This is a genomic window from Mesorhizobium sp. W050, from assembly GCF_054719535.1.
This window is the reverse complement of the sequence record NZ_JBTTIH010000001.1, coordinates 3,055,294-3,068,637: the sequence shown is the minus strand read 5'-3', so window position 1 is coordinate 3,068,637 and position 13,344 is coordinate 3,055,294. Positions and strand designations below refer to the sequence as shown.

The window sequence follows — 13,344 nt, the reverse complement described above, 5'->3', positions numbered from 1 at the left end:
GCTATCGCTCGGCTTCGAGGAAAGCTTCCATCTTGTCCATCGCCAGCCCCGCCTCGACAGCGATACGGCGTGAAAGTTCGGCGGCAGCCGTACGCGGCCGCCCCAGCGGCCGGTCCAGCCAGTACGACACCGGGTTCAGCGCCGTGCGCTCGTCGACGGCGACGATGCGGCCTGCCTCCAACTGGTGTCCGGTCAGCGGCGGCCGCGCCAGCGCGATGCCGAGCCCGTAAGCTGCGGCGTCGAGCACCAGATTGTAGTCCTCGAAGCGGCGATCCTGCGGGCGCGGGCGGTAGTCCATCCCTTGCGCGGCAAACCAGGCACGCCAACCCGAAGCGTCGGAATCGTTGATCAGTGGAAACCTCAGCAGCCGGGCCGGGTCGCCGCGGCCGATCTCGCGGGCAAGGCCGGGCGCGGCGACGGGAAAGACATGTTCCTCGAACAGCTTCACCGAGATGCGGCCCGGAATGCCGCCGCGGCCGCAGCGGACCGACAGGTCGATGCCTTCATCGGCAAGGTCGGCCTGGCGGATGTCGACGTCGAGCACGATGCGCAGCTTGGTGGGATTGTTCTCCAGCGCCGCCATGCGTGGCATCAGCCACAGCCCGCTGACGGAGGGTATCGAGGTCAGCCGCACCACGGCGGTGCCGCGCGGCTCGACCCAGCGGTCGGAATGGCTGGAGATCAGCGCAAAGGCTTCGGCCGTGCGCAGATGCAGGCGGTTGCCCTCGATGGTCAGCGATACGCCACGCGCGCCGCGGTCGAACACTTTCAAGCCCAGCCAGTCCTCCAGCTTGGCGATCTGCCGGCTGACGGCGCCGTGGGTGATGTTGAGCTTCTCGGCCGCGGCCGAAAAGCTCCCCGTTCGCGCCGCCGCATCGAAGGCGCGCAGGGTCTCGAGCGGCACCATTGTGTCTGAGCTGTGATCCACAGTCACAGGTGATCCTCGATTTGATCGTTTGTCAACCGCGCCGAAAAGGCGCTTTCTGCCTTTCAACACTCTGGGAACCCGAGGACAGGCAGATGAGCGCAACGACCAGCACGTCGAATCCGACACAGCGGATGGACACCACGGCAGCCATCGCCGTGGCCTTGACGGTGGTTGGCTGGGCATCGGCCTTTCCAGCGATTCGTGCGGGTCTCGCCGCCTTCGGGCCGCTGGAACTCGGTTCGCTGCGCTTTGCCATTGCCGCGGTGCCGGCGGCGATCTTTCTTGCCGTCAAGCGCCCGGCACTGCCGAGGCTCGATGAAGTGTGGCGCCTCGGCTTTGGCGGCGCCATTTTCGTCGCGCTCTACACTGTCATGCTTAATTACGGCGAACTGACCGTGTCGGCTGGCGCCGCCGGTTTCATCATCAATGTCAGCCCGATCTTCACCGCCATCATGGCAATGACATTGCTGGGCGAGCGTTTCTCAACGTGGGCCTGGTTTGGCACGGCCATTTCTTTCGCCGGCATCGGCATCATTGCGGTCGCCGACGGCAATGGCTTGAGTTTCGACACCGGCGCGCTGCTGGTTCTTGGCTCCGCGCTGTGCTCGGCTGTCAACACGATCGTCCAGAAGCCGCTCTTTGCCCGCCATCACCCGCTGACCATTTCGGCCTCGAACATGATCCTTGGTGCACTTTGCCTGGCGCCCTTTTTGCCAAGCGGCTTTGCGCAGGCAGCGGTCGCCAACACGGCCGGGATCGGCGCCGTGATCTTTCTTGGCATCGTGCCCAGCCTGATCGCCTATGCCGCCTGGGCAACCGCTCTGTCGCGTCTCCCGGCCGCCCGTGCCTCGAACTTCCTTTATCTGGTCTCGCCCATGTCTGCCCTGATCGGTTTCTTCTGGCTGGGCGAAGTGCCGACACTGCTCGGTCTCCTCGGCGGCGCGCTGGCGCTCGGCGGTGTGATCGTGGTGAATTTGAAGCGTTAAAACAAAAAGTTGGAACCGTTTCCGGACTCAAACCGGGAACCGTATCCCCAGCATGCAGACACCCGGAGGAAGGACCGGTATGGTGAGTTGCCTGGCTGGGGGATGGAATGGGAAAACTGTTCATATCGGCAATCTTTTGCGTTTTGCTGCTGACCGGGAAAGCCTTCGCTGGCTGGTACCAGGTCGAAAACTACGAAGGGTCCATCGGGCCTAATCCAGTCCATCTGTCACTGCAGAGATATGACAGTTTCGGCAGCGGGATTACGGTCGAAGGAAGCTATTTCTACGACGCGAAGCAAAGCCCGATAGCGGTGTACGGCAAGATCACCGGTACCAGCGTCTCCCTTTGCGAGATTGCGGACGACAAGGAATTCGACCGGGTCCTGGTCATGGGATCGAAAACGCCGGTCGACACCGCCCGATGTCCGTTTTCTCTCGACCTTGGCGAAAGCGGCGCAACGGGGACCTGGAACAGAGGCCTGGACAAGTTCCCGATCGTGCTGAAGAAGGTCGCAAGCCTCGACGATACCGGTGAGGCGAAGGTTGACGGGACCGTCGAGATCCCCTTCTGGGCGCAGACAGCCACCCACAGATTTGCCGGGGTCTACGAGAAAGCCGGCTTTCTCGTCTGCATGAGTAAGCTGCGGGTCATCGACAAGAAGAAAAAGAAGGTCGTTCAGGAGATCGTTTTCGATGACGACGATTGCGATGCCGGCATGCTGATGACTCCCATCTACATGAATGTTCTAAAACAGGTTGGGGGAAGCTTCGAGATAATCTCCGTGAATTTTCGCGGCGGTAGCGCCGGTTACTCAAGGGATTACGTTTTCTCTCATAGGTTCAAGGATTATCGCCTGTTGGTGAATTGAGCGGGTGGCCTGACCTGGCTTGTGCTCACCGCCGCCCAAACAGCCGCTCTATGTCGGCGAGCTTGAGTTCGATATAGGTCGGGCGGCCGTGGTTGCAGGTGCCGGAGCCCGGCGTTGCTTCCATCTGGCGCAGCAGCGCGTTCATCTCCTCAGGCTTGAGCAGGCGGCCGGAGCGGACCGAGCCGTGGCAGGCCATAGTCGCGGCGATCTTGTCCAGTCGTTCCTTCAGCGTCTCGATCGTGTCGTTGTCGGCGATCTCGTCGGCAAGATCACGCACCAATTGCTGGACATTGGTTTCGCCGAGCATCGACGGCGTCTCGCGCACCGCCACCGCGCCGGGACCGAAACGCTCAATGGCGAGGCCGAACCGGGCCAGCGTTTCGGAATGCATGGCCAGCCGCTCGGCGTCCTCCTCCGGCAGGTCGACGATCTCCGGCAGAAGCAGCATCTGCGAGGGCACCGCGCGCGAGTGCAGGGCATTCTTCAGCGCCTCGTAGACCAGCCGCTCATGCGCCGCGTGCTGGTCGACGATGACAAGCGAATCCCTGGTCTGGGCGACGATGTAGTTCTCGTGCACCTGCGCGCGGGCGGCGCCCAGCGCGGTGCCGAGCAGCGTCTCGGCCGGCTCGGCTAAGCCGGCACGCGCATCGGCGCTGGCGAGCGGACCGGCGTCGAATGCAGCCTGGTCGTTTTCGCGGAAGCCGGCGCCGTCAAATCCCATATCCAGCGGCCGCTGTGGCGAGCGGTCAAAGCCCGAAAAGCCCGAGGCCCGGTAGGCCGCGTCATAACTGCGATGACCGTTGGCAGGACCCGCATGGGCGTAGGAGGCGGCTCCCGGCCGGAACGCCGCCACCATCCCGGCGGCCCCGCTGGTGGCGGCGCGGATGCCGGCATTGGCCAGCGCCTCGCGAATGGCGCCGACGATCAGCCCGCGCACCAGGCCGGGGTCGCGAAAGCGCACATCGGCCTTGGCTGGGTGGACGTTGACGTCGACGGTCGCCGGATCGAGCGTCAGGAACAGCACGGTCACCGCGTGCCGGTCGCGCGGCAGCACATCGGCGAAAGCGCCGCGAATGGCGCCGGCAATCAGCTTGTCGCGCACTGGCCGGCCGTTGACATAGGCATATTGCTGCAACGCGTTGGCGCGGGTGAAGGACGGGATCGAGACGTGGCCGGTCAGGTGCACGCCGTCCCGGCTGGCGTCGATAGCGATGGAATTGTCGGGAAACTCGGCGCCCATGACTTGCGCGACGCGGCGCAGGCTGCCTTCCGCCGTGTCGTCGGTCGCCGGCAATTCCAGCGTCGAGCGGTCCGAGCCGGCGAGCGTAAAGCGCACGGCGGGGAAGGCGATAGCGATGCGCTTGAGCACGTCGCTGGTGGCGGAGCTTTCGGCGCGCTCGCCCTTCATGAATTTGAGCCGGGCCGGCGTGGCGAAGAACAGGTCGCGCACCTCGACCGTGGTGCCGCGGTTGGCCGCCGCCGGTTTGACCGCCGAAACGCGGCCGCCTTCGATGGCGATCTCGGCTGCAGCGTCGCCTGCGGCCGTGCGCGAGCGAACCGACAGTCGCGACACCGAACCAATCGACGGCAATGCCTCGCCACGGAACCCGAGCGAGCGGATATCGCGAATGTTGTCGGCAAGTTTCGAGGTGCAGTGGCGCGCAATGGCCAGCGCCAGTTCCTGTTCGGGGATACCGGAGCCGTCATCGGTGACGCGGATCAGGTTCAGCCCGCCGCCGGCAGTGACGACCTCGACGCGGGAGGCGCCGGCGTCGAGCGCGTTTTCGACCAGTTCCTTCACCACGCTCGCTGGACGCTCGATGACTTCGCCGGCGGCGATCTGGTTGATCATCGTTTCGGAAAGCTGGCGAATGGGCATGGGGGTATTATAGGCGGATTCGAAGGGTGTGCGGAAGGCTTCAATGAATGCCGGGCATTGGAGACGCCAGCGGGACAGCACCCCCCTCTGGCCTGCCGGCCATCTCCCCCGCAAGGAGGGAGATCAGATGTCACGACGGCTTTCGCCAATCTTCAATGCCTGAAGGGTGACGCGCCATATGAACTGCCAATCTCCCCCCTTGCGGGGGAGATGTCCGGCAGGACAGAGGGGGGTGTGAAGGAACTCCGCGATAGTGACTACGCTGCAACCGATTTCAAGCCTGCGCCGCCAGCCAGTCCCTGACTTTCCGCGCATTCTCGCTCAGTTCACGGTTCTTAGGCCAAACCACGTAGAACGCCTTGCCGGTTCTCAGCACATGGTCGGTCACCGGCACCAGCAGCCCCGAAGCCAGGAGCCGTTCGGCCAGATGCCGCCAGCCGAGCGCGATGCCCTGGCCCTCCATGACGCCCTGGATCACGAGGCCGTAATCGTTGATGCGCAGGCCGCGCGCGGTGTTGTCGAGGCTGCCGCCCGCCGACTGGAACCATTCGTCCCAGCTAGCCGCCTCGCGGTAGGGCTCCTCGAGGTGGATCAGGCGATGCGTCGCCAGCTCCGCGACGCTCCTTGGCATGCCGAATTTCGCGAGATAGCTGGCGCCTACGACTGGAAAAATCTCCTCGTCGGCCAGCGGCAGCGAATGATAGTCGGCCCAGTCGCGCGGCTCGCCGCCGCGCACGGCGAGCGGGATGCCCTCGGCGATGATGTCGAGATCGCGGTCGGCGGTCTGGATGCGCAAGTCGATGCCCGGCAATTCGTCGCGGAACTGCTGCAGCCGCGGCATCATCCAGAACGAGCCGAAGGCGGTCGACGCCGCCAGCGTGACATGACCGCCGGTCGCCTGCAGGCGCAGATCCTCCGCCGATTTGCGGATATGCGACAGGCCGAGTGAGACGTCGGCATGGAAGCGTTCGCCCGCTTCTGTCAGGACGACCTGGCGGTGGCGGCGCTGGAACAGCTGGGCGCCAAGCTGTTCCTCCAACCCGCGCACCGCATAGGAGACGGCGGCCTGCGTCATGCCGAGCTCGCGCCCGGCAGCGGTGAAGCTCGACAGCCGGCCCGCCGCCTCGAAGACGATCAGGCTGCCGGCCGAGGGCAGGAGGTGGCGCAGGCTTCGCATAAGCTGAGCTTATACAAGAGATCAGGATTTTCCAGCATCACATCCATATTTCCTCTCGCTAACTTGGTTGGACGGAATGAGGAGGCTCCATGAACGCACCGGCCACTGAACTGACCGAGCAAACCCACCGCCGCGGCGGCGGTCGCCTCGGACGCAAGGCGCTGAGGAGCGCCCCCGTCACCTCGTTCCCAACGCTGGTCCGCGAGATCCCCACCTACCAGATGGTCCCGGACGAGGCGGTGGAACTGATCCACCAGGAGTCACTCGCCATCCTCGAAGAGGTCGGTTGCGAGTTCCGCGACGACGAGGCGATCGCCATGTGGAAGGCGGCGGGCGCCGACGTGTCCGAGACACGCGTCCGCATCGACCGCGGCCTGCTGATGGAACTGGTCGCGAAGGTTCCGTCCGAATTCACCCTCAATGCGCGTAATCCCGAGCGCACCGTGCGCGTCGGCGGCAAGAACTCCATCTTCGCGCCGATGTATGGCGCGCCTTACGTGCGCGACCTCGACAACAACCGGCGTTATGGCACGCTTGAAGACCTCAACAATTTCCACAAGCTCGCCTACATGGCCCCGGCGCTGCATTCGTCGAGTTCGATCATCTGCGAGCCGATGGAGATCGCGGTGCCGAAACGGCATCTCCACATCATCCATTCGGCGCTGAAGCATTCCGACAAGCCGTTCATGGGCATCGTTACTTCCAAAGACCGCGCCGAAGACACGATGGCGATGGCGGGCATCGTCTTTGGCGAAGATTTCGTTCGCGACAACCCGGTGCTGGTGTCGATTACCAACTGCAACTCGCCGCTGGTGTGGGACGCCACCATGCTGGACGCGATGAAGGTCTATGCGCGCAGCAATCAGCCGCTGATCCTGGCTCCCTTTGCGCTGTGCGGCGCATCGACTTCGGCCTCGGCCGTCGGCGCGGTGGCGCAGGTCAATGCCGAAGCACTGGCCGGCGTCGCTTTCACCCAACTGCTGCGCCCGGGTTCGCCGCAAATCTACGGCCAGTTCATGGTGACGGTCGACATGAAGACCGGCGCGCCGATGGGCGGCACGCCGGAAGCCGCCCAGATGATGTATCTGATGGGCGCGCTGGCGCGGAAATACAAACTGCCCTGGCGAACCTCCGGCTTCCATGTCGGCTCCAAGCTCAACGACGCCCAGGCCGGCTATGAATCCAACATGCTGATGCATGCCGCCATCCTCGCCGGCGCCAATTATATCTGGCACTCCGCCGGCTGGTTGGAGGCCGGGCTGACATGCGGCTATTCGAAATTCGCCACCGACTGCGAGCAGCTTGTCGGCTGGTATAAATATGCCGGCGGCCTGCCGTTCGACGATTTCAAGGAGGCCATGGCGGCGATCCGCGAAGTCGGGCCGCAGGGCCATTTCCTCGGCACCCAGCACACGCTCGATCATTACGAGTCGGCATTCTTCATGCCCACCATCATGGATTTCAACTCCTACGAACAATGGAAGGCTGGAGGGGCGAAGGACCACGACACGCGCGGCCGCGAGAAAGCCCGCAACATGCTGGCCGACTATGAAGAGCCGAAACTCGATGAGGGCATTGCCGAGGGCCTCAGGGACTTTATCGCGCAGCGCGAAGAGAGGCTGCCCGACAGCGTTAGCTAAGAGAACGACGAATGAGTTGATAACGGGCGAAGACCCGATGGGAAGCGCAAGGGAGAAAGACATGACACTTTTCAAAAGCAATGGCGATCGCGTGCCAACGGCCATCGAGGCGATGGCGCAAGAGACGCGTGCTGGCCGTATGGACCGGCGCGAGTTTCTTGCATTGGCAAGTGCGTTCGGCGCATCGACGGCGCTGGCCTACGGCATGATCGGCCTTGCCGCGCCGGGACAGGCTTTTGCCGAGGAGCCGAAGAAGGGCGGCACGCTGCACATATCGATGTCGGTCAAGGCCCAAAAAGATCCGCGCACCTATGACTGGGTGGAACTCGCCAACATCTCGCGCTGCTGGCTGGAGCCGCTGGTCCGCTACACCAGGGAATTCACCTTCGAGCCGGTGCTGCTCGAAAGCTGGGACATCAATGACGACGCCACGGAATACACGTTGCATGTGCGCAAGGGCATCACCTGGAACAATGGCGATGCTTTCAACGCCGATGACGTGGTCTTCAATGTTACCCGCTGGTGCGAGAAGAAGGTCGCCGGCAACTCCATGGCCGCTCGCGTCGGCGGGCTGATCGACGAAAAGTCGGGCAAGGCCAGGGAAGGCGCGATCGCCAAGGTCGACGACAATACGGTCAAGCTGACGCTCAGCGCGCCCGACATTTCGCTGATCCCGAACCTCACCGATTATCCCGCGCTCGTCGTCCACCGCAATTTCGACGCCGAAGGCGCCGACCCGGTCAAGAAGCCGATCGGCACGGGCCCGTTCGAACTGGTCTCCTACGATGTCGGCCAGAAGGCGGTGGTCAAGCGTCGTGAAAACGGCAAGTGGTGGGGTGGTGAAGCGCCGCTCGACAGCGTCGAGTTCATCGACTACGGCACCGACTTCAACGCTTCGATCAACGCCTTCGAATCCGGCGAGATAGACCTCAATTTCGAGACGCCGGCCGACTTCATCGACATCCTGGATAAGATGGGGCTGGAGAAGTCCGAGGTTGCGACGGCAACCACGCTGGTTGCCCGCACGAACGTTACCCACAAGCCCTATGACGACCAGCGGGTGCGCAACGCGCTGCAGATGGCGGTCGACAACAATGCGGTGCTGGAACTCGGCTATGCCGGGCGAGGGACGGTCGGTGAAAACCACCATGTCAGCCCTATCCATCCTGAATATTTCGCGCTGCCCAAGAAGACGCGCGACGCGGCCGGCGCCAAGAAACTGATGGCCGACGCTGGGCAGGCCGATTTCGAGCACGAGCTGATCACCGTCGAGGACGATTGGCAGAAGAACACCGGCGACGCGATTGCCGGCCAACTGCGCGACGCCGGCATCAAGGTCAAGCGCACGGTGCTGCCGGGCTCGACCTTCTGGAACGACTGGACGAAATATCCCTATTCGATGACCATCTGGTACATGCGCCCGCTTGGCGTCCAGGTCCTGGCGCTTGGTTATCGCACCGGCGAGGCCTGGAATGAATCGGCCTATTCCAACCCGGACTTCGACGCCAAGCTGAAGCAGGCGCTGTCGCTGATCGATGTGGAGAAGCGGCGTGAGGTGATGAAGGATGTCGAGCAGATCCTGCAGGATTCCGGCGTCATCATTCAACCCTTCTGGCAGAAGCTCTACAGCCACATGAACAAGAAGGTGAAAAACTACGGCGTCCACCAGACCTTCGAGATGGACCTGCAGAACGTCTGGCTGGATGGCTGAGAGGGTGTAAGCCGGGGCTTCATGAGCCGCAAAAAAGCCGATATGCAGGATGTCTGGTATTGCCGCCTTGCCGCCAAACGTCCGGAGATCCCGCATGAAACCGATAGTGCTTGCCGCTGTCTTTTCGATTGTCTTGCCTGCGACGGTGCTGGCCGGGCCGGCTTCCAACGCCGTGAAGTTCTTTTATGTGCCCGAGGTGAAATTCGAGGGAGATGCAAAGTACCGCGACCGCTTCACCGAGCCGGTGACCAAGCTGTTCGATCTCAACGACCAGGCCACGAAGAACAAGCCCGACGAAGTCGCATGCCTCGACTTCGATCCCGGCCTCGACGCGCAGGATTTCGACCAGAAGTCGATTGCCAAGACATTGAAGCTGACCGAAACCGTCAATGGCGATACGGCCGAAGTCACCGCCACCTTCAGCCTTTTTGCGGAAGGCGATGATTCCAAACGCAAAATGCTGTGGTCGCTGAAGAAGATCGACGGCAAATGGAAGGTCGCCGACATCACCTCCAAGACCAGCAGCTGGACGCTGAGCGCGCTGGAATGCATGCCCGACAAAGCGCCGGAGTGATCCCGTGCTCCGGCGTCTTGCCCTGGCGCTGTCGCCCATGTGCGTGCTGGCGGTGGGTATGAGCGCAGCCGCAGCACAAGGCCTGTTGGGCCCGCCGCCAGCCAATGCGCCGGCCGTGGCGGCACCGGCCGGCGCAGCACCGCCCGCAAATCCACCCGGGACAGCGGTGGAACCGGCGACACCGCCGGTTGGGTGGCCGCCGGCCGACGCCGCACGGGCCGCACCCATTCTGCCGGGATCCCCGACGGCGGTGGTGCGGCCATTTTACGATCAGGTGGGACTGGAGCTCGATCCGACCCAGCGCAAAAACTTCGTCGACCCGGCCAAGACCGTACTCGACAAGAGCGACGCGTTGCGCAAATCCGGGCAGGGCGAATGCCTCGACCCCAACATGGCGCTCGACAATGCCGACTATGACAAGGCCGAGATCGACAACAGCCTGAAGACGCTCGAAGCGATCAATGGCGACCAGGCCAAGGTCATTGTCGCCTTCGTCGTCGCCGGCAATCCACATCGCCTTGAATGGAAGTTCAGGAAGGTCGACGGCCACTGGAAGATATCCGATCTGCTTTCGGTGACCGGTGAATGGGCGCTCAGCCAGTACCAGTGCGAATAATGTTGATTGAGGATCAGCGCCTGCGATCCTTCGCGCCCCTCTCTGTCCTGCCGGACATCTCCCCCACGGGTGGGGAGATCAGCAGTTCCAGCGTCTCGCCCGCTTCGCATCATTTGAGATTAGCGAAAGCCTATGTGGCGGCCAATCTCCCCCCGTGTGCGGGAGATGTCCGGCAGGACAGAGGGGGCGCTGTCCCGCTAAAGTTCCGCAAAATAGCTTCAGCCCCTTCCGCGATAGGGGGCAACGCCGGTGTCGGGCAACCAGGCGCCTTCGGGCGGAGCGCCGGTCTGCCAGAAGACATCGATCGGAATGCCGCCGCGCGGATACCAATAGCCGCCTATGCGCAACCACAGCGGCTTCGTTGCCGCCACAATGCGGCGGCCGATCATCACCGTGCAGTCTTCATGGAAAGCGCCATGGTTGCGAAACGAGGTCATGAACAGTTTGAGCGACTTCGATTCCACAAGGGTGGCATCGGGTGCGTAGTCGATGACGATATGAGCGAAATCCGGCTGTCCGGTTACCGGGCAGAGCGAGGTGAATTCCGGGCAGGTGAAGCGCACGATCGCCGGCGGTCCGTCGCCGCGCTGGAACGGCACGGTCTCCAGGACCGCGGTCTCCGGGCTCTGTGGCGTCTCGACGTGGGCGCCGAGCTGGGTGAGGGTTTTGGTATCGATCATCGTGGTTTTCCTGGGGATTTTCCGCGCTCATTAGCATCGGATCAAAAAGTGTGCAGCGATTTTCGGATAAATTCGATGCTCAAGACAAGAACTGGAGCAGCGCGCGCTGCTCCGACACAAACTGGAATGGCAGGAAGATGATGACCAGCAACGACCCGCTTCTCCAGCCTTACCAGCTCAAACACCTGACGCTGAAGAACAGGGTGATGTCGACCAGCCACGAGCCGGCCTATTCAGAGGACGGCATGCCGAAACAGCGCTACCGGCTCTACCATGCCGAAAAGGCCAAGGGCGGCATGGCGCTGACCATGACGGCGGGCTCGGCCATCGTCTCGCGCGACAGCCCGGCCGCCTTTGGCAATCTGCATGTCTATGACGACCGCATCGTGCCGTGGCTGGCCGAACTGGCGGACGCCTGCCACGAGCATGACTGCAAGGTGATGATCCAGATCACCCATCTTGGTCGCCGCACCGGCTGGAACAAGGCCGACTGGCTGCCGGTGCTATCGGCTTCGCCGGTGCGTGAGCCGGCGCACCGCGCGTTCCCCAAAACCATCGAGGACTGGGACATCGAGCGTATCGTCGCCGACTATGCGTCCGCTGCGCAGCGCTGCCAGGCCGCCGGCCTCGACGGCATCGAGTTCGAATCCTACGGCCATCTGATGGACGGCTTCTGGTCGCCGGCCACCAACCATCGCGACGACGAGTTCGGCGGTTCGCTCGACAACCGGCTGCGCTTCACCGACATGGTGCTGGATGCCGTGCGGGCGGCGGTCGGCGAAAAATTCGTCGTCGGCATCCGTATGGTCGCCGATGAGGATTTTGACAAAGGCCTGTCGAAGGAGGAGGGCGTTGAGATCGCCCGGCGGTTGGCCGGTTCCGGCAAGGTCGATTTCCTCAACATTATTCGCGGCTCGATCGAGAGCGATGCGGCACTAACCAAGGTCATCCCGGTCGCCGGCATGCGCTCTTCGCCGCATCTCGATTTTGCCGGCGAGGTGAGGGCGGCGACGAAGTTCCCGACCTTCCATGCGGCGCGGATTTCCGATGTCGCCACGGCGCGCCATGCCATCGCCACCGGCAAGCTCGACATGGTCGGCATGACCCGCGCCCATATCGCCGATCCGCACATCATCAAGAAGGTCATGGAAGGCCGCGAGCACGAGATCCGGCCTTGCGTCGGCGCCACCTATTGCCTCGATCGTATCTATGAAGGCGGCGAGGCGCTCTGTGTCCACAATGCGGCGACCGGCCGCGAGGCCGAGATTCCGCATATCATCCTGAAGACCGAAGGGCCCAGGCGGAACGTCGTTGTCGTTGGCGCTGGCGCTGGCGGGCTCGAGGCAGCTCGCGTGATGGCCGAACGCGGCCATCATGTCACGGTGCTTGAAGCCTCCGGTCAGGCCGGCGGCCAGGTTCGGCTGGCAACGCAGAACCCGCGCCGCAAGGAGTTGATCGGCATCATCGACTGGCGGCTGGCCGAACTCGACCGGCTCGGCGTCGGGATCCGCTACGACACCTGGGCCGAGCAGGACGAAGTGCTGGCGCTGTCGCCCGACGTGGTGGTGATCGCCACCGGCGGCCTGCCACAGAACCCGCCGCTGACATCAGGCGACAATCTCGTCACGTCGAGTTGGGACATCATGGCCGGCAGCATCAAGGCGGCGGAGAACGTGCTGCTCTTCGACGACAATGGTGGCCACCAGGGCATGGGCGCGGCGGAGCTGATCGCCAATGCAGGGTCAAAACTGGAGCTGGTTTCGCCGGAGCGCTTCTTCGCCCCCGAAATGGGCGGCATGAACCACGTGCCCTATATGCGCGCCTTCCAGGAGAAGGGCGTCACCATCACCATCAACACCAGGCTGCGCTCGGTACGGCGCGAGGGCAACCAACTGGTCGCCGAACTCGCCTCCGACTTTGCCGATGGCTGGCGTGGCGAAAGGCGGGTCGACCAGGTGGTGGTCGAGCACGGCACGGCGCCGCTCGACGATCTCTATCTCCAGCTGAAACCGCTGTCGAAGAATGGTGGCGCGGTCGATTACGAGCGGCTGGTCGGCGGCGGCGATATTTTTCCTTCACGCAACCCCGAAGGCGGCTTCGTGCTGTTGCGCATCGGCGATGCAGTCGCCTCGCGCAACATCCATGCCGCCATCTATGACGGCATCAGGTTCGGCTTGCGGGTTTGAGCCTACAAGCCGGCCTACGGCTTGTTCCAAAGCTCGATCTCACCCTTCCGGCGGGCGCAACTCGATCGATCAAAGTGATGGGTGGCGCGCAGCCAAAC

The 13,344-nt window shown here is 63.3% G+C and carries 11 protein-coding genes; 7 read left to right on the top strand and 4 right to left on the bottom strand.

The features are described from left to right. Window position 1: 1 nt before the first annotated feature. Window positions 2-907, bottom strand: coding sequence for a LysR substrate-binding domain-containing protein (locus ACYG9Y_RS14860; protein ID WP_023835122.1), 906 nt, complete (start codon window positions 905-907; stop codon window positions 2-4). Window positions 908-1,020: 113 nt separating this feature from the next. On the opposite strand from ACYG9Y_RS14860, the gene ACYG9Y_RS14855 reads away from it, so the two are divergent. Continuing rightward, a complete protein-coding gene (locus ACYG9Y_RS14855) occupies window positions 1,021-1,914 on the top strand; it encodes a DMT family transporter (RefSeq protein WP_023739249.1) in 894 nt (297 codons plus the stop codon). Window positions 1,915-2,021: 107 nt separating this feature from the next. Then, window positions 2,022-2,783, top strand: coding sequence for a hypothetical protein (locus ACYG9Y_RS14850; protein ID WP_023739250.1), 762 nt, complete (start codon window positions 2,022-2,024; stop codon window positions 2,781-2,783). Window positions 2,784-2,808: 25 nt separating this feature from the next. Here the strand turns inward: ACYG9Y_RS14850 and mutL are convergent, their stop codons facing one another. After that, window positions 2,809-4,662: a DNA mismatch repair endonuclease MutL gene (gene mutL, locus ACYG9Y_RS14845; RefSeq protein ID WP_023739251.1), complete on the bottom strand. Its 1,854-nt coding sequence runs from the start codon at window positions 4,660-4,662 to the stop codon at window positions 2,809-2,811. A gap of 274 nt (window positions 4,663-4,936) precedes the next feature. Continuing rightward, window positions 4,937-5,839, bottom strand: coding sequence for a LysR substrate-binding domain-containing protein (locus ACYG9Y_RS14840; RefSeq protein ID WP_023682936.1), 903 nt, complete (start codon window positions 5,837-5,839; stop codon window positions 4,937-4,939). 89 nt (window positions 5,840-5,928) lie between these two features. Between ACYG9Y_RS14840 and ACYG9Y_RS14835 the strand changes: the two genes are divergently transcribed. The 4 genes from ACYG9Y_RS14835 to ACYG9Y_RS14820 all read left to right on the top strand — a co-directional run bounded on the left by ACYG9Y_RS14835 (window position 5,929) and on the right by ACYG9Y_RS14820 (window position 10,380). Further along, window positions 5,929-7,479, top strand: coding sequence for a trimethylamine methyltransferase family protein (locus ACYG9Y_RS14835; RefSeq protein ID WP_023694427.1), 1,551 nt, complete (start codon window positions 5,929-5,931; stop codon window positions 7,477-7,479). A gap of 61 nt (window positions 7,480-7,540) precedes the next feature. Further along, complete coding sequence (locus ACYG9Y_RS14830) at window positions 7,541-9,190, top strand: ABC transporter substrate-binding protein (protein ID WP_023682934.1); 1,650 nt, start codon at window positions 7,541-7,543, stop codon at window positions 9,188-9,190. A gap of 94 nt (window positions 9,191-9,284) precedes the next feature. Beyond that, window positions 9,285-9,764, top strand: a complete 480-nt coding sequence (locus ACYG9Y_RS14825; RefSeq protein WP_023739252.1) for a DUF3828 domain-containing protein — start codon at window positions 9,285-9,287, stop codon at window positions 9,762-9,764. A 4-nt stretch (window positions 9,765-9,768) separates the two neighbouring features. Next, window positions 9,769-10,380 (top strand): hypothetical protein, encoded by a 612-nt coding sequence (locus ACYG9Y_RS14820; RefSeq protein WP_023739253.1) that lies wholly within the window; start codon window positions 9,769-9,771, stop codon window positions 10,378-10,380. Between the two features lie 218 nt (window positions 10,381-10,598). Here the strand turns inward: ACYG9Y_RS14820 and queF are convergent, their stop codons facing one another. Then, entirely contained in the window at window positions 10,599-11,060 is a 462-nt protein-coding gene (gene queF / locus ACYG9Y_RS14815) for a preQ(1) synthase (RefSeq protein WP_023682931.1), read from the bottom strand. Between the two features lie 140 nt (window positions 11,061-11,200). Here queF and ACYG9Y_RS14810 point away from each other — a divergent pair, with 140 nt between their 5' ends. After that, window positions 11,201-13,246 carry an oxidoreductase gene (locus tag ACYG9Y_RS14810; RefSeq protein ID WP_023739254.1) on the top strand — a complete coding sequence of 682 codons (2,046 nt, stop codon included), beginning with the start codon at window positions 11,201-11,203 and terminating at the stop codon, window positions 13,244-13,246. Window positions 13,247-13,344 lie beyond the last annotated feature (98 nt).